The following is an 18,585-nucleotide window of genomic DNA, read 5'->3' as shown; positions in this document are numbered from 1 at the left end:
CGAGAGCCGGAGCCCCTGTACCCATGGGGACACACCAGCCCGAGGAGCGCCCCGAATGAGCCTGACCCTGAGGACCATCAGCCGAGAGCAGCATCTGGCCTACATCCAGAGCCTGCCCGCGGCGAGCCACATGCAGGTCCCGGCATGGGCTGATGTCAAGGCGGAGTGGCGCTCCGAGAGCCTCGGCTGGTTCGACGAGCGGACCGGCGAGATGGTGGGCGCCGGGCTGGTGCTGTACCGCCAGCTGCCCAAGATCAAGCGCTATCTGGCGTACCTCCCCGAGGGCCCGGTCATCAACTGGTACGCGCCCAACCTCGACGAGTGGCTGCAGCCGATGCTCGCGCACCTCAAGCAGCAGGGCGCCTTCTCCGTGAAGATGGGCCCGCCGGTGATCATCCGGCGCTGGGAGGCCACGTCCATCAAGGGCGGCATCCAGAACCCGGACGTGAAGCGCCTGCGTGACATCGAGGCGGACTTCATCGAGCCGCGCGCCTTCGAGGTCGCCGACAAGCTGCGCCGCATGGGCTGGCAGCAGGGTGAGGACGGAGGGGCCGGCTTCGGCGACGTACAGCCCCGCTACGTCTTCCAGGTGCCGCTGGCCAACCGCTCCCTGGAAGAGGTCCACAAGAACTTCAACCAGCTGTGGCGGCGCAACATCAAGAAGGCCGAGAAGGAGGGCGTCGAGGTCGTCCAGGGCGGCTACCACGACCTCGAGGAGTGGCAGCGGCTGTACGAGATCACGGCGATCCGCGACCACTTCCGGCCGCGCCCGCTGTCGTACTTCCAGCGCATGTGGTCGGCCCTCAACACCGAGGACCCCAACCGGATGCGGCTCTACTTCGCCCGGCGCGGCGGCGTGAACCTGTCCGCGGCGACGATGCTGGTCGTCGGCGGGCACGTCTGGTACTCGTACGGCGCATCGGACAACATCGGGCGTGAGTTCCGGCCCTCGAACGCGATGCAGTGGCGGATGCTGCGCGACTCGTACGCGCTGGGTGCGACCGTCTACGACCTGCGCGGCATCTCCGACTCGCTGGACGAGACGGACCACCTCTTCGGTCTGATCCAGTTCAAGGTGGGCACGGGAGGCCAGGCCGCCGAGTACCTCGGCGAGTGGGACTTCCCGCTCAACAAGCTGCTCCACAAGGCGCTCGACATCTACATGTCGCGCCGCTGAGCCAGCCCGGAGCGCATGCCGAGCCGCCCATCCGGCCCGGCGTCGCCCTGTCGGTCCGGCGGATCCGCCACAATTTCCCTACCTCTGATTCACCGCAGCCACGAGAAAGGTTCCGGGACCGGCCATGGCGCTCACGCTCTACGTCGACACCGCGCGCTGGCGGGCACACCACAAGCAGGTGTCCGAGCAGTTTCCGGGGCTCGTCCCCGTCTGCAAGGGCAACGGCTACGGCTTCGGCCACGAGCGGCTCGCCGACGAGGCCACGCGCCTCGGCTCGGACATCCTGGCCGTCGGCACCACGTATGAAGCCGCCCGGATCAAGGACTGGTTCGGCGGCGATCTACTGGTCCTGACGCCGTTCAGGCGGGGCGAGGAGCCCGTACCGCTGCCCGACCGTGTCATCCGCTCGGTGTCGTCCATCGACGGCGTGTACGGCCTCGTGGGCGCCCGTGTCGTCATCGAGGTGATGTCCTCGATGAAGCGGCACGGTGTCAGCGAGCAGGATCTGCCGCATCTGCACCAAGCCATCGAGAACGTCCGGCTGGAGGGCTTCGCCATCCACCTGCCGCTGGACCGCACCGACGGCTCGGACGCCGTCGAGGAGGTCATCGGCTGGATGGACCGTCTGCGCGCGGCCCGTCTGCCGTTGCACACGATGTTCGTCAGCCACCTCAAGGCCCAGGAACTCGCGCGGCTGCAGCAGCAGTTCCCGCAGACCCGCTTCCGTGCCCGCATCGGCACCCGGCTGTGGCTGGGGGACCACGACGCGACCGAGTACCGCGGAGCCGTCCTGGACGTGACCCGCGTGTCCAAGGGGGACCGCTTCGGCTACCGCCAGCAGAAGACGGCCTCCGACGGCTGGCTGGTCGTCGTGGCGGGCGGTACGTCGCACGGGGTGGGCTTGGAGGCCCCGAAGGCGCTGCACGGCGTCATGCCGCGCGCCAAGGGCGTCGCCCGGGCCGGCCTGGCGACGGTCAACCGGAACCTTTCTCCGTTCGTCTGGGCGGGCAAGCAGCGCTGGTTCGCCGAGCCGCCGCACATGCAGGTGTCGATCCTCTTCGTGCCGTCGGACGCCGCGGAGCCGAAGGTCGGCGACGAGCTGGTGGCCCATCTGCGGCACACCACCACACAGTTCGACCGCATCGTGGAGCGCTGATCCCGGAACACGATCACTGCCCCTCGGGGCACAGCCGAAAGGCCGTACACAGATACCGTGTACGGCCTTTCGCGTTGCCTCTCGGAGACAGGTCCGAGCCCTGTTCGCTCAGAGCGAACTGTCTTCCGGGGCCGGCCCGCCGCCGTTGCCCCATTCCACCTGAGGCCCGTCGAAGTGCGCCGCGTGCCGCGGTGGATGGGCCGCCGCGCCGAGTACGAAGACGTCCTCGGCGCCGTCCAGGACGCCTCCCGAGGGATCGTCCTCGCCCGCCCTGCGCACGACGTCCCGCTCCGGCATGAGGATGTCGCGTACGACCACGGCGCACAGGTACAGCGTGCCCAGGAGGTGGGCGGCGATCGCGAACTGGTACCCGTGGGAGGAGAGGCCCTTGTGGGCGTCCCCGCTGGTCGTGTACGCGAGGTACAACCAGATCCCCAGGAAGTACGCGACCTCGCACGCCTGCCAGATCAGGAAGTCCCGCCACTTCGGCCGGGCCAGCGCGGCCAGGGGGATCAGCCACAGCACGTACTGGGGCGAGTAGACCTTGTTGGTGAGGATGAACGCCGCGACGATCAGGAAGGCCAGCTGGGCGAAGCGGGGGCGGCGCGGGACGGTGAGCGCGAGCGTGGCCATGGCCACGCAGACGAGCACCATCATGACCAGCGCCCACGCGTTCGCCGTCTGATAGCTGATCGGGATCTTCCACCACGTGGAGACGAACAGGAAGACCGAACCGAAGTCGATCCCCCTGGTCTGGCTGAAGCTGTAGAACTTCGCCCAGCCTTCCGGCGCGAGGTACATCACCGGAAGGTTCACCACGAGCCAGGCTCCGACCGCGCCCATCAGCGCGTTCCCGAACTCCCGCCACTTGCCCGCCCGCCAGCACAGCACGAGCAGCGGTCCCATGAGCAGGAACGGGTAGAACTTGGCGGCCGTGGCGAGCCCGAGCAGGATGCCGAAGGCGAGGGAGCGGCCTCGCGACCACATGAGCATCGCGGCGGCCAGCAGGGCCACCGCGAGGAGGTCCCAGTTGATGGTGGCCGTGAGCGCGAAAGCGGGCGCGAGGGCGACCAGGAGGCCGTCCCAGGGGCGCCGGCGGTGGGTGCGCGCGGTGCATACGGCGATGACCGCCGCGCACACCATGAGCATCCCGGCGTTGACCATCCAGTAGATCTGCTCCTGGTGCTGGATGCTGCCGCCACCCGGGGTGAGCCAGGCCGCGACCTCCATGAACAGACCGGTCAGGACCGGGTACTCGAGGTAGTCCATGTCGCCGGGGAGCTTGTCGAAGTACGGCACGAGCCCGTCGGCGAAACCGCGTCCCTGGTAGAGGTGCGGGATGTCCGAGTAGCACGCGTGCGTGTACTGCGTGCTGGCCCCGAAGAACCAGCCGCTGTCGTAGCAGGGCAGTTTCTGCACCATGCCGAGGGCGAACATGCCGATCGCGACGAGCGCGATCACCCGTACCGGGGTCCACCAGGACGCCCCCAGCAGCGCTCTCCGTCCGATGGGGCCGCCGATCAGCTCACTTCCGGCCGCGGCGACCTCGTCCTCTTTGGTCGGCCGCACCGGCTCCGGCTCGCGCACGCTCGTTCGCGTCGTCTCTGCACTGGGCATGGCGCACATCCTGCCGTACGCGTCTGAGAACGGGTGCCGGGGCGAGGTGTGAATCGGGGGCTCGTGCGCCGGCAACGCGGCTGTCACGGCCTCGTGGGAGGCCTGGAAGGGCTACGGGGGGCCGCACAGCTTCGGCACAAAGCGGGTGCGCAACAGACAGGCACGACAGAGACGGCCGCGGCGTCGGCGGTGCCGGTCGTGCTGCTCGCACCGAGGCACACCTCAAAGGCGCTCACCAGCGGGTCGAACCTCCACACTTGACGCAAATCTTAGATTGCCATGAACGGCATACGTAAGATCAATAATCTACATAAGTACGCCATAGTGGGCACGCAATCCAGCCAAATTGACTGGAAAGAAATCCCAGGCCGCGGCCTTTGCCGCGTCGACGATCGCCGACGCCACATGCCGTCTCGGTCCAAGCAAGTAAACCGGCGATGCGCCGTCACAGAGGCGGGGCCAGGATTCCTCTTTCCATCGAAATCCGCTGGAATACGGTGAGTCCAATTGAGAGAATGCCCTCGGCACATACCCCGCGATCGGAACACCGATTACGGGTGGTCAAGTCGGATGGAGCAATTGTGAAGAAGATGGTCACGAAAGGTGCAGCGGTATCAGCGGCGGCACTGGCCCTCACCCTGATCCCTCTCGCGGGCACCTCCTACGCGGCGAGTTGTTCCGGCGCGGGGTGTGACAACAAGGGGCCCGTGGCAACCGGCTGCGACTCGGAGGGCGTCACCACACCTCGCGAAATAGACAACAACGGCCGAGTGGCCCAGCTCAGATGGTCCGCAGGCTGCAGCGCCGCCTGGGTACGAGTGGTCCAGCAGTCCAGCAACCCCATCTACAACGCGACCGGATACATCGAGAAGTACAACTCGTCCGGAACGCTCCTCAAGTCCCTCTCGGTGTCGTTCCCCAGCTCGGGCAGTGACTGGTCCAACATGCTGGGCGGCGCTTCGTACTACTACCGCGTCTGTGTCAGTTTCCAGGGGGACGAGTACCCCCTGAAGTGCAGCACCAAATTCTGACCCGTACGCACAGAGCAGGGGCCGTCAGCCACAGCTGACGGCCCCTGCTCTTCGGGCTGTGCGTCTATATCTCAGCCATTCTGCCCACCGAAGATGTTGCCGCCGTTGCTATTACCTCTGGTGTTCCCATTGGTACTGGTCACCGTCGGTGTGGGTGAGGTGGTTCCGGTCGGATCGCCGGTGCTCCCCGCGTCCGTCCCACCATTGTTCCCACAGTTCCAGGTGAATTTGCCGCAGGTGTCGGTCGGCGAGGGCGTGGGAGAGCTGCTGATGGAGGGGCTGGGCGAGTTGCTCGGCGTCGGGCTCGCCGACAGCGACGGCGAGGTCGACGGGGTCGGGGTCGGGCTCGGGCTGGGGTTGAGGACCTCACCGATCTTCCCGGCCTTCGGGAAGGGCTCGTGCTTGGAGTCCTTCAGGGCCACGGCCATGTAGTCCCTCCAGACCTGGGCCGGGATGTCACCACCGTGGACCGACGCCACACCGCCGGTGCCGTTCATCGACTCCAGCTTGCTCGTCTTCGGGTCCGACCTGAACAGGGTGACGGCCGTGGACAGCTCCCTGGTGTAGCCGACGAACCACGCCGACTTGTTCTTGTCGGTCGTACCCGTCTTACCGGCCACCGGGAAGCCCATGTTGGCGACCTTCGTGCCGGTACCGTTCTGGACCACGTTCTGCAGGACGTCGGTGACGTTGTCGGCCACTTCCGGGGACATCGCGTCCAGCTTGGCGGGCGGTGTGAACTGCGAGAGCGGCTTGCTGTCCTTGAGCACCTTGGTGACCGAGTACGGCTCATAGTGCGTGCCCGACGCGGCGAAGGTGCCGTACGCGTCGGCCATGCGAATGGCGCTCGGGGTCGAGGTACCGAGCGAGAAGGAGACGTTGCGGAGATTCCCCTTGTCGAAGGAGTCCGGCAGGATGCCCATGGACTCAGCGACCGTCCGAGTCTTGGAAAGGCCGACGTCGACGCCCAACTGCGCGAACGGGGAGTTGATGGACTGCTCCATGGCCTTCTTGAGGGTCACCATCCCCCACGCCTTGGTGCCCTCGTTCTTCTGCCGGAACGGCTGCCCGTCGTTACCCATGATCGGGTCGCCGTTCTGGTCCTTGATCACCAGAAGGTCGTTGCCGTTGTAGCGGGTCATCGGCGAGATGGGCTTCCCGCCACTTGCGGCCGTCCCGTACTCCATCGCGGAGGCCAGCACGATGGGCTTCCAGGTCGATCCGACCGGCACACCCGTCGTGTTGGCGTTGTTGGAGTAGTGGCCCTTGTCGAAGCCGTCACCCCCGTAGAGCGCCACGATCGCGCCGCTCTTCGGGTCGACCGACGCCGCGCCGAACTGCACGTCCTTGTCGGTCTTGGGCCGCGCCTTGGTGTCGAGGAAGCTCTTCTTCGTCGCCTTGACGGCCTTCTCCAGCTCGCTGACCCTCTTCTTGTCGAAGGTCGTATAGATCCGGTAGCCGCCCTTCTCCAACTGCTCCGGCGTGACGCCGGCCTTCTTCGCGACGTACTCCTTGGCGATGTCGACGAGGTAGCCGGTCTGGCCGGACAAGGTCGAGGCCACCGTCTTGAGCTTGGGGAATGTGGTGATCTTTTTCCGGTCGGCCTGGGTCATGTTCCCGACCGTGACCTCACGGTCCAGGATCCACTTCCACCGGTCTTTGACCCGCTTGGTGTTCTCCTGCTGTGAGGCCAGCGCCCCGACGCCTCCGTCGGGGTTGTACAGGTTCGGGCCCTTGAGGACGGACGCGAGGAAGACGCACTGCTCGGTGCTGAGCTTGCTGGCGTCCACACCGAAGTAGGCCTGGGCCGCCGCCTGGATCCCGTAGGCGTTGCGCCCGTAGAACGCGGTGTTCAGGTAGCCCGCGAGGATCTGGTCCTTGCTCAGCTTCGAGTTCACCTTGATGGAGATGAAGAGCTCTTTGAACTTGCGGGAGACCGTCTGGTCCTGGCTCAGGTACGTGTTCTTCACGTACTGCTGAGTGATGGTCGAGCCACCCTGCGTCTCGCCGCCCCGGGCCATGTTGACGAAGGCGCGCGCGATGCCCTTCGGATCGACGCCGCGGTCCTTGTAGAAGGTCGCGTTCTCCGCGGAGACCACCGCGTTCTTCATGGCCTTCGGGATCTCCTCCGGCCCCACGATCTGCCGGTTCGTCTGGCCGCCGGTGGCTGCCATCTGCGTCCCGTCGGACCAGTAGAAGACGTTGTTCTCGGCCAGGGCGGTGTCGTTCGGGTTCGGGACGCCCACCATGGTGTACCCGACGCCTGCCGCGACCAGCAGCCCCCCGCAGAAGGTGAGGAACGTACCCGTCACCAGCTTCCAGGAGGGCATCCACCGCCCGGCCCCCGACTTACCCGCACGCGGGTAGTCGATGAAACGCTTCTTTACAGGGCCAGAGGGCCTCCCACGCCCGGGCCCGTCAGGACCCCCGGGGCCGCCGCGGCGGCCGCCGGGCCCCGTGGCGTCGGCACCTCTGCGCCGACCGCCTCCACTGCTGCTTTTCTGGGCTGCGCGCCGGGCCTCGGCGCGGCCGCTGTACGGGCGCTCCTCTTCACCCCCCGACTCATAGGAGTCGGAAGGGGACCCGGTGGCGCCTCGCGGTGCCGCACGGCGGCCGGAGGACGGGCCGGTCTGGCCGCGCCGGGCCGCGGCACGTCCGCCGCCCTCTGGCTGCGACGGTTTGCGACGGTGCTCGCTCATCGAACGATTACTCCTCGGGCAGGCGCACCCCTGGCGCGCCTGGAAACGGCAGCTGGTTTCCGGTCCCCCCGAAGTACGGATGCGGTCGATTGCGCATTCACCCGTACTGCACCAGGGACGAGGACGTCCTCAGGCGTCACTCGGTTCCCGGTCGTTTTGCATGGCGCACAGACTACGCACCGTCAAAACACCCCTATCTCTGAAGTTCACCCCAAATCAGGCAAGTTGCTTCGTATCAATCAGTGATGTGACGCCGTTCACCATGGCCCCTCTTGTCGCAGACGGACGGCCGATCTATCGTGCTGATGTATCGAGTCGATACATCAGCTCGGCATAAAGGACGTGCCGAGGAGACCGCGGCAGTGAGGAGGCGACATGAGCCGGCGTTCCGGGATCCTCGAGTTCGCCGTCCTCGGTCTGCTCCGCGAGTCCCCGATGCACGGCTATGAGCTGCGCAAACGACTCAATACGTCACTGGGTGTGTTCCGTGCGTTCAGCTACGGGACGCTCTACCCCTGCCTCAAGACGCTGGTCGCGAGCGGCTGGTTGATCGAGGAATCGGGGAACACCACCGAGGACGCCCTCGCCGCGCCACTCGCGGGGCGTCGCGCCAAGATCGTCTATCGATTGACGGCGGAAGGTAAAGAACACTTCGAGGAGCTGCTCTCACAGACGGGACCCGACGCGTACGAGGACGAGCACTTCGCGGCTCGTTTCGCGTTCTTCGGGCAGACGTCACGCGACGTGCGCATGCGCGTACTGGAGGGCCGCCGCAGTCGTCTCGAGGAGCGCCTGGAGAAGATGCGTGCCTCTCTGGCACGCACCAGGGAGCGCCTCGACGACTACACCCTTGAGCTCCAGCGCCACGGAATGGAGTCCGTGGAGCGCGAAGTGCGCTGGCTGAACGAGCTCATCGAGAGCGAGCGGGTGGGACGGGACGTCAAGGGTTCCGCCTCCGAAGGCGCCCCCCAAGGCGTCTCCGAAGGCAGCTCCCTGGGCGCCTCCGAAGGCTCCGCTCAGCAGAACAGCACATCTGGAGAGACGGGCGGCCTGCCCCGGCACCGGGACCAGTCCCGGCCGGATCCGTCCGACGACACCACCACGTGAGGTCCAGTCGGGGCTTCACCTCGTACACACAGGGAGCAACCGGAATGGGTTCGGTTCGCGTAGCCATCGTCGGCGTGGGCAACTGCGCCGCCTCGCTGGTGCAGGGCGTCGAGTACTACAAGGACGCCGACCCGGCGTCCAAGGTCCCGGGTCTGATGCACGTCCAGTTCGGCGACTACCACGTCGGTGACGTCGAGTTCGTCGCCGCCTTCGACGTCGACGCGAAGAAGGTCGGCCTCGACCTCTCCGACGCCATCGGTGCCAGCGAGAACAACACCATCAAGATCTGCGACGTCCCGAACAAGGGCGTCACGGTCCAGCGTGGCCACACGCTCGACGGTCTGGGCAAGTACTACCGCATGACGATCGAGGAGTCCGCCGAGACCCCGGTCGACGTGGTCCAGGTCCTCAAGGACAAGCAGGTCGACGTCCTCATCTGCTACCTGCCCGTCGGTTCCGAGGACGCGGCGAAGTTCTACGCCCAGTGCGCCATCGACGCCAAGGTCGCCTTCGTCAACGCTCTTCCGGTCTTCATCGCCGGCACCAAGGAGTGGGCGGACAAGTTCACCGAGGCGGGCGTCCCGATCGTCGGCGACGACATCAAGTCGCAGGTCGGCGCCACCATCACGCACCGTGTGATGGCGAAGCTGTTCGAAGACCGCGGTGTCCGTCTCGAGCGCACCATGCAGCTCAACGTGGGCGGCAACATGGACTTCAAGAACATGCTGGAGCGCGACCGCCTCGAGTCCAAGAAGATCTCGAAGACGCAGGCCGTCACCTCGCAGATCCCCGACCGCGACCTGGGCGAGAAGAACGTCCACATCGGTCCCTCGGACTACGTGCAGTGGCTCGACGACCGCAAGTGGGCGTACGTCCGCCTCGAGGGCCGCGCCTTCGGTGACGTCCCGCTGAACCTGGAGTACAAGCTCGAGGTCTGGGACTCCCCGAACTCCGCGGGTGTCATCATCGACGCCCTGCGCGCCGCGAAGATCGCCAAGGACCGCGGCATCGGTGGTCCGATCCTGTCGGCGTCCTCGTACTTCATGAAGTCCCCGCCGGTCCAGTACTTCGACGACGAGGCCTTCGCCAACGTCGAGAAGTTCATCAAGGGCGAGGTCGAGCGCTAGCAAGACAGGCCTCCGAGCGCCGGCGAGACACGGCGCGGAGCGCCGAGGAGCCTTTCGCTCCTGCCCGTCGAGGGTCCCTGGGTCTTTGGCCCGGGGACCCTCCTCGTATGTGAGGCTGTGCTCCATGGCTGTCGTGCGTGACCTGCGCGTCCTCCTGCGCTTCCAGGGCTTCAGACGCCTGCTCGGTGTCCGGTTGCTGTCGCAGGGCGCCGACGGCGTCTACCAGGTCGCGCTCGCCACGTACGTCGTCTTCTCACCGGAGAAGCAGACCTCCGCGGCCTCGATCGCCTCCGCGATGGCGGTACTGCTCCTCCCGTACTCCCTCGTCGGCCCCTTCGCCGGTGTCCTGCTCGACCGCTGGCGGCGCCGCCAGGTCCTCCTGTACGGCAATCTGCTGCGGACCGCGCTGGCCTGCGTGACGGCCGTACTGATGCTGAGCCACGTCCCCGACTGGCTCTTCTACGCCTCCGCGCTGTGTGTCACCGCGGTCAACCGGTTCGTCCTGGCGGGCCTCTCCGCCGCTCTGCCCCGCGTCGTCGACCCCGACCGGCTGGTCATGGCCAACGCCCTGTCGCCCACCGCCGGAACACTCGCCGCGACCGCGGGCGGCGGTCTCGCGTTCGTCGTACGGCTGGTCGCCTCGGACTCCGACGCGGCGGTCGTCCTCCTCGGCGCGGCCCTCTACCTGTGCGCGGCGCTCGCCTCCCTGCGTATGGCACCGGAACTGCTAGGCCCCAACTCGGAGTTGGTGCAGCCGAGCTTGCGTACGGCGCTCACCGGCACCGCGCGCGGTCTCGTGGCCGGCGTGCGCCATCTCGCCGAACCCGCACGGCGGGAGGCAGCCTGGGCGCTCCTGTCGATGACCCTGATGCGCTTCTGCTATGGCGCCCTGACCGTCATGGTGCTGATGCTGTGCCGGTACGCCTGGTCGTCCGGCTCCGACGGCGGGCTCGCCCTGCTGGGCCTGGCCGTGGGCATCTCCGGGGCGGGCTTCTTCGTCGCGGCCGTGGTGACGCCCTGGGCGGTGGGACGACTGGGCCCCGGCGGCTGGATCGTCGCGTGCGCGGCCGCGGCGGCGGTCCTGGAACCCGCACTCGGCCTTCCCTTCGACGCGGCGCCCATGCTGGCCGCCGCCTTCGTTCTCGGCCTGACCACACAGGGCGCGAAGATCGCCACCGACACGATCGTGCAGTCCTCGGTCGACGACGGGTACCGCGGCCGGATCTTCTCCGTTTACGACGTCCTGTTCAACGTCGCGTTCGTCGGTGCGGCCGCGGTAGCCGCCCTGATGCTGCCTCCTGACGGCCGCTCAGCTGCCCTCGTCGTCACGTTGGCCACGGTCTACGCAGCAATTGCTGTTGCTATGGACCGCTTTGGTCTGCAGTAAGTGTCACATCAGTGCCACAGAGCCTCTCTGGGCTACTGCATTGTCAGTGGGTCTCGATAACTTACGTGCGTCTTATTCGCGCCACGCGCTCACGTTCTAGGGGGACCCCTAAGTGACCACTCCGCCGCCCCAGGGCCAGAACCCGTTCGCTCAGGGCCAGCAGCCCTACGGACAGCCGTCCCAGGACCAGGCTCCGTACGGACCGCCGCCGCAGGGTTATCCGCAGCAGCCCGGCCAGCCCGGCTTCCCGCAGCAGGGGACGGTTCCCTACGCTCCGGTCGCACCGCAGCGCCCGAAGCGCGGCTTCAAGTGGTACCTGCGCATCGTCGTCGTGGCCGGAGCGCTCATAGCTGCCCTCGTCGGCTACATATCGAGCCGCCACGATCCCGACACCGCCAAGGTCGGCGACTGCATGAGCATCAGCAACCCGGACAGCTCCACGGATCCCGGACTCAAGGTCGTGGACTGCACCAGCTCCAAGGCCAAATACAAGGTCGCGGAGAAGAAGAGCGACAACTCCGGCTGCGACCGCACCAAGTACGCCGAGTACACCGAGACCGGCAAGGACGACTTCACCCTCTGCCTGTCGGAGTACTCCGCCAAGTAAGTGCTTCACCCACGCTCGAAGGGGCGGTGTTTCACGTGAAACACCGCCCCTTGGCACTCTCCGGCACAGACCCCGAGGTCATGTTTCACGTGAAACATGACCCCACTCGGCCCGCTCTGTGAGCCTCAGCCCTGCTCGGCCCACCACTCCTTGAGCGCCGTCACCGCCGCGTCGTGCTCCATCGGGCCGTTCTCCAGCCTCAGCTCCAGCAGGAACTTGTACGCCTGGCCGATCGCCGGGCCCGGGCCGATGCCCAGGATCTCCATGATCTGGTTGCCGTCGAGGTCGGGGCGGATCGCGTCCAGCTGCTCCTGCTCCTGGAGCTCGCCGATGCGCTCTTCCAGGCCGTCATAGGCACGAGAGAGCGTCGTCGCCTTGCGCTTGTTGCGCGTAGTGCAGTCGGAACGGGTCAGCTTGTGGAGACGATCGAGGAGTGGACCCGCGTCACGCACATAGCGACGGACCGCGGAGTCCGTCCACTCGCCGGTGCCGTATCCATGAAAACGCAGATGAAGCTCGACCAGGCGTGAGACGTCCTTCACAAGGTCGTTGGAGTACTTGAGCGCCGTCATCCGCTTCTTGGTCATCTTCGCGCCCACCACCTCGTGGTGATGGAAGGAGACCCGCCCGTCCTTCTCGAAACGCCGCGTCCTCGGCTTGCCGATGTCGTGCAGCAGCGCGGCGAGCCGCAGCGTCAGGTCCGGACCATCCTCCTCGAGCTCCATGGCCTGCTCCAGGACGATCAGCGTGTGGTCGTAGACGTCCTTGTGCCGGTGGTGCTCGTCACGCTCCAGTCGCAGCGCGGGGAGCTCCGGCAGCACATGGTCGGCGAGGCCGGTGTCCACGAGCAGCGTCAGGCCCTTCCGCGGGTACGCGGAGAGGATCAGCTTGTTCAGCTCGTCCCGCACGCGCTCCGCCGAGACGATCTCGATGCGCTCGGCCATGTCCGTCATCGCCGCGACGACCTCGGGAGCCACCTCGAAGTCGAGCTGCGCGGCGAACCGCGCCGCCCGCATCATCCGCAGCGGATCGTCGGAGAAGGACTCCTCGGGCGTGCCCGGGGTCCGCAGGGCCCGTGCGGACAGGTCGTCCAGACCGCCGTACGGATCGATGAACTCCTTCTCCGGCAGCGCCACGGCCATCGCGTTCACGGTGAAGTCCCGGCGCACGAGGTCTTCCTCGATCGAGTCGCCGTAGGACACCTCGGGCTTGCGCGAGGTCCGGTCGTACGCCTCGGATCGATACGTCGTGATCTCGATCTGGAAGGACTGCTGTACGTCGTCCACGCGGGCGTCCTTCTGCGCGCCGACGGTGCCGAAGGCGATCCCGACCTCCCAGACGGCGTCCGCCCAGGGCCGCACGATCTTCAGTACGTCATCGGGGCGGGCGTCGGTCGTGAAGTCCAGATCGTTGCCGAGCCGGCCAAGGAGCGCGTCCCGGACCGAGCCGCCGACCAGGGCGAGTGAGAACCCCGCCTCCTGAAAACGGCGGGCGAGGTCGTCGGCGACAGGGGACACCCGCAGCAGTTCACTCACCGCGCGGCGCTGCACCTGGCTCAGGGCACTGGGATTGTCTTCGTTGGCGTTCGGCACAACAGAAAAGGGTACGTGGCCGAGGCACTCGCGGGCGCCTCCATAAAACGTGCACAGCCGTCTGCTCCCCATAGGGGGATCAATACGTACGCATACAGGACACTCGCCCCTGTCTCCCGATCTTGTGGAGCGGTCCGCGGCACTTACCCTCAGCGCGCATCGTTACCATGCGTGGACGCACATTCCGACGACCACTGACGATGACGAGGGACGGGCGAGCGCGTGGCCGAGGCGGCAGACTTCCAGGGGATGAGTCCCTCACCTGCCCGTCGGTGGCTGCGGCGCACCGGCACACTGCTGGCCGGTGCGCCTCTGCTGGCCGGCGTGCTCCAGCTGCCCGCTTCACCGGCCGCACACGCCGCTCAGCCGGCCGCTGTGGCCGATGCCACCGGGTCGGGCGGGGTGGACATCTCCCTCGACTCGCTGACCCCCAGCGCGCCCACGGACGACGACACGATCACCGTCTCCGGTTCGGTCACCAACAAGGGCAAGCAGACGGTCACGGGCGCGCATGTGGGCCTGCGCGTAGGGCCGTCCCTCCAGGGCCGGGTCGCCATCGACGACGCGGAGAAGCGCACCGGGTTCGAACTGGGTCCGGACCCCCTGGAAGTCGGCGGCAAGTACGTCGAGAAGTTCTCCAAGCTCGCCGCGGGCGTCTCGCAGCACTTCAGCATCTCGGTGCCCGTCAAAGAGCTGAACCTCGACTCCGACGGGGTGTACCAGCTCGGCGTCTCGCTCACCGGCCGGACCGCCGCACAGCCCTGGGACCAGGTGCTCGGCATCGAGCGGACGTTCCTGCCCTGGCAGCCCGGCGCCGCCGACACGAAGACGAAGACGACGTATCTCTGGCCGCTGGTCTCGACGGTCCACCTGCGGGCGGAGACCGGCTCGGACGCCCAGCAGACGCCTGTCTTCCAGAACGACGACCTGGCCAAGGAGATCTCCCCCGGCGGTCGCCTCGACCAGCTCCTGTCCATGGGCAGCGACCTCGACGTCACCTGGGTCCTCGACCCGGACCTGCTGGCCTCCGTTGACGCCATGACACGCAGCTACCAGATCAAGAACGGTGACACCACGACGGCGGGCAAGAACCAGGCCGTCGCCAAGGCGTGGCTCGACAGGCTCGAGAAGACCGTCGTGGACAAGGAAGTCGTCGCTCTCCCCTTCGCCGACCCGGATCTCGCGTCGCTGGCGCACAACGGCAAGGACGTCACCGGTTCCCTGAGCCACCTCAAGGACGCCACCGATGTGGCCTCCACCACGGTGCAGACGATTCTCCATGTGAAGCCGAACACCGACTTCGCCTGGCCCGCCGAGGGCGCCGTCGATCCGTCGATCGTCAAGGTCGCCACCTCCGCCGGCGCCGACAAGGTGATCGCCCGCAGCGACAGCCTGCGCGAGACCGGCGGCCTGACCTACACGCCCACCGCCGCCCGCCCCATCGGGGGCGGCACGACGGCGGTGGTCGCCGACTCCCGGTTGTCGACCGCGTTCGAGGGCGACATGGCGAAGGCCGACAACTCGACGCTCGCCGTGCAGGAATTCCTGGCCCAGAGCCTGATGGTCGATCTGCAGGAGCCGAGCAAGCAGCGGAGCATCGTCGTCGCCCCGCAGCGCATGCCCTCCGTGAGCCAGGCGCAGACCATGGCGACGGCGGTGAGGGCCCTCCAGGACGGAAACTGGTCGGAGTCCCAGAACCTCTCCGCGGCCGCCAAGGCCAAGCCGGACCCGAGCGCCACGACCAAGGTGCCGTCGGCGTCCTCGTACCCCTCCTCGCTGCGCAAGCAGGAGCTGCCGCGGTCGGCCTTCGAGCAGATCCAGACCACGCAGAACACGCTCGACAACTTCAAGGTCATCCTCACCGACAAGTCCCGCGTGGTCACTCCCTTCGGTCGGGCCATAGACCGGGGGATGTCGACGTCCTGGCGCGGCCGTGGCGCCCAGGGGGACACCTTCCGCGACGGCGTGGAGTCGTACCTCGAGGACCTCACCGGTCTCGTCAAGCTGATCGACAAATCCGACGCGAAGCTCTCGGGGCGCAGCGCCACGATCCCCGTGACGGTGCAGAACAACCTCGTGCAGGGCGTCCACCACCTGGTGCTGCGTCTCACCTCGCAGCAGCCGACCCGGCTCAAGATCGGCGACGACGCCTTCGACGAGCGGCCGATCCAGGTCGCGGGCGAGCACAGCCAGTCGGTGAAGTTCACCACCTCCGCCAAGGCCAACGGCCCGGTGACGGTCTTCGCGCAGTTGTTCACGGACGACGGCCAGGCGTACGGTCCTCCCGTCAAGTTCGAAGTGAAGGTCACCGAGATCACTCCCACGGTGATGCTGGTCATCGGCGGAGGCGTCCTGCTGCTCGTGCTCGCCGGATTCCGGATGTACACCCAGCGCAAGCGCGCGGCCGCCCGCCAGGCCGAGGAGGAGCAGGAGGACACCCCCGACACCGACGGCGGGGCCGAGGGCCTGACCGGCGTGAACAAGGACGCCGAAGGCACCGTAGACACTACTGAGGACACCGAGCGCTCCAAGGACGGTCCCGACGGGGAGTCCACGACGGAGTCCGGGGCAGACGACCCGGAGCACCCGAGTGACCCGACACCGGACACCGCACCGGAAAGCACCGACCCGTCCGGCACGGGTGAGAGAGTGGACCGTTGAGCGATGTCGTGGCCCGTGGGCCCGGGGACGATGAGGTGGGGTAACCATGAACGCGCCGTACGACGGTGACCGCGGCCAGGGCGCGGGCAGCTCGGGCTACCCCGAGGACTACCCGGACCAGGCCGTGAGCGGCTCGGGCTACCCGGACCAGGGCATGGCCAACACCGGCTACCCCGAGGGGTACCGGGAGGGGCCTCCGGCCGAGCAGCCGCAGGGTCAGTACCAGGACATGTACTTTCAGGACGCCTACACCCAGGACCCCTACCGGGCGCAGGACCTCGCCGCCCAGGATCCGGTGACCGAGGCGCTCTACGACCGTGCGGCGCACCCCCCGCCGCCCCCTGGCTCCTACTACCCGCAGCAGCCGCTCTACGCCCAGCCGCCCACCTCGCAGTACACCCCCGACCCCCGCGTGTGGGCCCAGACGCCCCCGCCAGAGCCCGCGGGCCCGACGCGGCACCTGCCCTACGGCGAGGACGCCCGCACGACCCAGTTCGTCGGCGTGGACGACCTCGTGACCCAGGCCGGCGAGCAGCAGCACGAGCCGGATGCCTTCGCGCACCTCTTCCGCGACCAGGGCCAGGCCGGCACCCGTACCTCCGTCGCCCCGCCCGGCGTACCGTCACCGGCCCAGGAACCGACTCCGGCCGCCCCGCAGACCCCCGCACCCGAAGCGGCGCCCGCCGCGAAGAAGTCCGGCGGACGCGCGTCGGGTCTGCTGAAGTCGAGCGCGGTGATGGCGGCGGGCACGCTGGTGTCCCGGCTCACCGGCTTCATCCGCTCCGCGCTGATCGTCTCGGCCCTGGGCGTCGGCCTCCTCGGCGACACCTTCCAGGTCGCGTACCAGCTTCCGACGATGATCTACATCTTGACCGTCGGCGGCGGCCTGAACTCCGTCTTCGTACCGCAGCTCGTGCGCGCCATGAAGGAGGACGACGACGGCGGCGAGGCCTACGCCAACCGGCTGCTCACCGTCGTGATGGTGGCCCTCGGCGCACTGACCGCGCTTGGCATCTTCGCCGCGCCTCTCCTGATCCGGGTGCTGTCGAACCCGGTCGCCAGCGACCCGGCGGCCAACCAGGTCGCCGTCACCTTCGTCCGCTACTTCCTGCCCTCGATCTTCTTCATGGGCATCCACGTGGTGATGGGCCAGATCCTCAACGCGCGCGGCAAGTTCGGCGCGATGATGTGGACCCCGGTCCTCAACAACATCGTCATCATCGTGACGCTCGGCATGTTCATCTGGGTGTACGGCTCCGCGGCGAGCTCCGGCATGAAGGTCACGACCATCCCGCCGGAGGGCGAGCGGCTCCTCGGTGTCGGTGTTCTGCTCGGCCTCGTCGTCCAGTCCCTCGCGATGATCCCGTACCTGCGGGAGACCGGATTCCGGCTGCGACTGCGCTTCGACTGGAAGGGCCACGGGCTGGGCAAGGCGGCGATGCTCGCCAAGTGGACCGTGCTCTTCGTCCTCGCCAACCAGGCCGGCGCGATCGTGGTCTCGCAGTTGTCCACCGCAGCCGGCAAGGACTCACCCGTCGATGGCACCGGCTTCGCGGCCTACGCCAACGCCCAGCTCATCTGGGGCCTGCCGCAGGCCATCATCACCGTGTCCTTGATGGCCGCCCTGCTGCCGCGCCTCGCACGCTCGGCCCAAGAGGGCGACGCCGGAGCCGTTCGCGACGACATCTCCCAGGGCCTGCGCACCACGGCCGTGGCGATCGTGCCCGTCTCCTTCGGCTTCGTCTCCCTCGGCATCCCGATGTGCACCCTGATCTTCGGCTCCTCGGGCACCAGCGAAGCCACGAACATGGGCTACATGCTGATGGCCTTCGGCCTCGGCCTGATCCCCTACTCCGTGCAGTACGTCGTCCTGCGTGCCTTCTACGCGTACGAGGACACCCGCACGCCCTTCTACAACACGGTCATCGTGGCCGCCGTCAACGCCGGTGCCTCGGCACTCTGCTACTTCGCTCTGCCACCCCGCTGGGCCGTGGCAGGCATGGCGGCCTCATACGGCATCGCCTACGCGATCGGCGTCGGTGTCGCCTGGAGTCGGCTGCGCAAGCGGCTCGGCGGTGATCTGGACGGCACCCGCGTCCTGCGGACGTACGCCCGTCTCGGTATTGCCTCGGTGCCCGCGGCCCTCCTGAGTGGGGCGGCCTGCTACGGCATCGGCCACACTCTCGGTCAAGGCGTCGGGGGCTCCCTGGCAGCCCTCCTCGCGGGTGGCATCGCCCTGCTCGGCGTCTTCTACGTCGCCGCGCGGAAGATGCGCATCGAAGAACTCAACTCAATGGTCGGAATGGTCCGCGGGCGCCTGGGGCGCTGAAGCGGGGGTAGGCGCACAACCATCGTCCGTCGCCGTGTGTCGTGCATAGCGCCGGACTGTGGGCACAATTGGTTTCTGCGTCGGACAGCGCGCAA

The 18,585-nt window shown here is 67.5% G+C and carries 12 protein-coding genes; 9 read left to right on the top strand and 3 right to left on the bottom strand.

Annotation, left to right across the window (positions count from 1 at the left end):
• The first annotated feature begins 55 nt into the window (after nucleotides 1-55).
• Nucleotides 56-1,177 (top strand): peptidoglycan bridge formation glycyltransferase FemX, encoded by a 1,122-nt coding sequence (gene femX / locus OG568_RS26385; RefSeq protein WP_060901662.1) that lies wholly within the window; start codon nucleotides 56-58, stop codon nucleotides 1,175-1,177.
• Nucleotides 1,178-1,301: 124 nt separating this feature from the next.
• Nucleotides 1,302-2,333 (top strand): alanine racemase, encoded by a 1,032-nt coding sequence (locus OG568_RS26380; RefSeq protein ID WP_266626388.1) that lies wholly within the window; start codon nucleotides 1,302-1,304, stop codon nucleotides 2,331-2,333.
• Between the two features lie 108 nt (nucleotides 2,334-2,441).
• Here the strand turns inward: OG568_RS26380 and OG568_RS26375 are convergent, their stop codons facing one another.
• Nucleotides 2,442-3,950 carry a glycosyltransferase family 87 protein gene (locus OG568_RS26375; RefSeq protein WP_329533354.1) on the bottom strand — a complete coding sequence of 503 codons (1,509 nt, stop codon included), beginning with the start codon at nucleotides 3,948-3,950 and terminating at the stop codon, nucleotides 2,442-2,444.
• A 590-nt stretch (nucleotides 3,951-4,540) separates the two neighbouring features.
• On the opposite strand from OG568_RS26375, the gene OG568_RS26370 reads away from it, so the two are divergent.
• A complete protein-coding gene (locus OG568_RS26370) occupies nucleotides 4,541-4,981 on the top strand; it encodes a DUF2690 domain-containing protein (RefSeq protein WP_266583846.1) in 441 nt (146 codons plus the stop codon).
• A gap of 71 nt (nucleotides 4,982-5,052) precedes the next feature.
• Here OG568_RS26370 and OG568_RS26365 read toward each other — a convergent pair whose 3' ends face one another.
• Nucleotides 5,053-7,680, bottom strand: coding sequence for a transglycosylase domain-containing protein (locus OG568_RS26365; RefSeq protein WP_329533353.1), 2,628 nt, complete (start codon nucleotides 7,678-7,680; stop codon nucleotides 5,053-5,055).
• Between the two features lie 375 nt (nucleotides 7,681-8,055).
• Between OG568_RS26365 and OG568_RS26360 the strand changes: the two genes are divergently transcribed.
• From OG568_RS26360 to OG568_RS26345, 4 genes are all read left to right on the top strand, one after another.
• Nucleotides 8,056-8,787: a PadR family transcriptional regulator gene (locus OG568_RS26360; RefSeq protein WP_266432674.1), complete on the top strand. Its 732-nt coding sequence runs from the start codon at nucleotides 8,056-8,058 to the stop codon at nucleotides 8,785-8,787.
• A gap of 44 nt (nucleotides 8,788-8,831) precedes the next feature.
• Nucleotides 8,832-9,914, top strand: a complete 1,083-nt coding sequence (locus tag OG568_RS26355; protein WP_266583851.1) for an inositol-3-phosphate synthase — start codon at nucleotides 8,832-8,834, stop codon at nucleotides 9,912-9,914.
• Between the two features lie 124 nt (nucleotides 9,915-10,038).
• Nucleotides 10,039-11,301 (top strand): MFS transporter, encoded by a 1,263-nt coding sequence (locus OG568_RS26350; RefSeq protein WP_329533352.1) that lies wholly within the window; start codon nucleotides 10,039-10,041, stop codon nucleotides 11,299-11,301.
• 112 nt (nucleotides 11,302-11,413) lie between these two features.
• Complete coding sequence (locus OG568_RS26345) at nucleotides 11,414-11,908, top strand: LppU/SCO3897 family protein (RefSeq protein ID WP_329533351.1); 495 nt, start codon at nucleotides 11,414-11,416, stop codon at nucleotides 11,906-11,908.
• Between the two features lie 125 nt (nucleotides 11,909-12,033).
• Here OG568_RS26345 and OG568_RS26340 read toward each other — a convergent pair whose 3' ends face one another.
• The gene (locus OG568_RS26340; RefSeq protein ID WP_266432666.1) at nucleotides 12,034-13,500 is read right to left on the bottom strand and encodes a CCA tRNA nucleotidyltransferase; all 1,467 of its coding nucleotides are present in this window, start codon (nucleotides 13,498-13,500) and stop codon (nucleotides 12,034-12,036) included.
• Between the two features lie 222 nt (nucleotides 13,501-13,722).
• Between OG568_RS26340 and OG568_RS26335 the strand changes: the two genes are divergently transcribed.
• Both OG568_RS26335 and murJ read left to right on the top strand, forming a co-directional pair.
• Entirely contained in the window at nucleotides 13,723-16,161 is a 2,439-nt protein-coding gene (locus OG568_RS26335; protein ID WP_329533350.1) for a DUF6049 family protein, read from the top strand.
• 46 nt (nucleotides 16,162-16,207) lie between these two features.
• Entirely contained in the window at nucleotides 16,208-18,490 is a 2,283-nt protein-coding gene (murJ, locus tag OG568_RS26330; protein ID WP_329533349.1) for a murein biosynthesis integral membrane protein MurJ, read from the top strand.
• Nucleotides 18,491-18,585: the final 95 nt, after the last annotated feature.

This window comes from Streptomyces sp. NBC_01450 (assembly GCF_036227505.1).
In the GTDB taxonomy this organism is placed as follows: domain Bacteria; phylum Actinomycetota; class Actinomycetes; order Streptomycetales; family Streptomycetaceae; genus Streptomyces.
The sequence above is the reverse complement of the archived record's forward strand: the minus strand, read 5'-3'. Positions and strand labels throughout refer to the sequence as shown.